Annotated in this window: 1 protein-coding gene; it reads right to left on the reverse strand. The window is 47.7% G+C overall.

Annotated elements, in window-relative coordinates:
- Positions 1-422: 422 nt before the first annotated feature.
- Positions 423-1292, reverse strand: coding sequence for a PEP-CTERM sorting domain-containing protein (locus PX482_RS23790; RefSeq protein WP_288094262.1), 870 nt, complete (start codon positions 1290-1292; stop codon positions 423-425).
- Positions 1293-1677 lie beyond the last annotated feature (385 nt).

Raw genomic sequence — 1677 nt, forward strand, 5'->3', positions numbered from 1 at the left:
AGTTTTCAAGGTGCTGCGCCGTCCACTTGGTTTTCGAGACTGGCCTTTTAATTCTAACGTAAAGCCAACCTAGAACGGCGGGGTTTCAGACCCAAAATTTCCGATGAAATTAAAAACTTGACTAACTATCAATGGCTAACCTATCGCTGAAACCGTAGATTTCCTATCGGAATGTTTCGCCCCTACTTTTTCAGCCAACCCCAATTAGGGTTGGCTGAAAAAGTTTCTCCTGTGGGGACTGACGCGGGTTCGTTCAGCATACCCTAATTAAAAACCGCCCCCAAAGGACGGAGTTTCAATGCAAGCAGCACTGACGCGGGTTCGTTCAGCATACCCTAATTAAAAACCGCCCCCAAAGGACGGAGTTTCAATGCAAGCAGCTACGATGCCTCTCCTCATAGTTATCTTGACGTTAAGCTCGGTTAGCTATCCTTTTGTCGGCGTTTCATCGCCAGACCTAAGCCACCAGCAACCAGCAGTCCAGCAACAGTACCCGGTTCGGGAATAACCACCTGGGTGAAGGTTTGTGAGAAACTCGTAACGCTGGCGGTTCCAGGCACTGTAGTAGTCCGGCGAGCTAACAAACTCAGGTTGTTCATGACCGCAAGCGTGTTTGTTGGTGCGAACGAGATAGGGTCAATCGCAGGCATGCTGGGGGTAGCGTTTGTATTGCCGCTAATCCCTGCACCATTGAAGGTCACATTACTCGGTACTCCCGTAGCGGGTCCTGTAACTGAAGCACCTGTTATGGCATCTATCTGGCCAGTCATTGGGACATATCCAGCGGATGTGACGTCGAATTCGAAGGAGAAACCAGCTATCCAGTTGGCACTCCCGCTCGGCGGAGCAATGTTTAGGCCACCAACAATAGTGTAATTGAGAGTAGCACTACCAGAGACACCAGGAATGTAAGTGCCGGTTGCACTCACTCGAATGTTGGCTAGGGGATCGGTCACAGGATTAGCGATAGGACTTTTCGTAAACTCGTAATCCATCCAATTGCCGAAGGTTTTCTCAATTGTGCCATTTCCGTCCTCATCAACTTCGATGGAACCACCGGCAAGGAGCTCGGTGAGTGTACAGAATGAGGTACTTGTACAGCCGTTATAGGTTACCACAGCAGCCGCCTGGGCCGGGGCAGTGGCGAGGCCTAAGGCAGTGGCGACGGCCAGAGCAGCAGCGCTAGGAATGGTAAATCTGAGTAATTTTGTCATCTGTATAGACTCCCACAGAGGTAAAGTGGATGTGTGAATAATTATCGCAATGGTAACAGCAAATTTTTCCTTTGTCAACGCAGAATTGCCTATTTGTCAATATATCACTGAAAAATTGTCAACAGATCACTGAAAAGAGTTTCTCCCCACTTCCCCACTTCCCTATATCTGATTCATTCTCCGAATCTAATTCTTTGTTTTGTTACCTTTAATCGCTTATGAGGTAAGCAAAGCACGACGTTTTGACAAATTTTCAGCTATTTAGGGTTTGCTGAATAAATCTAAAAACCTTGTTGGATAAGGCTTTTAGACTTTTTTTCCCTGAAAAAGTGCCTACCATTGGAGTGATTGGGGGGAAAATCCCTGGACTTTTTCCCTGAAAATTAGGTAATTGACCACCTGACAATGGGTAAAACCCCACACCCCACACCCCACACCCCACACCCTGCCCCCACGAAAAACT

Origin of the sequence: Microcystis sp. M53602_WE12, assembly GCF_030065455.1 — a bacterium.
Taxonomy (GTDB): domain Bacteria; phylum Cyanobacteriota; class Cyanobacteriia; order Cyanobacteriales; family Microcystaceae; genus Microcystis; species Microcystis aeruginosa.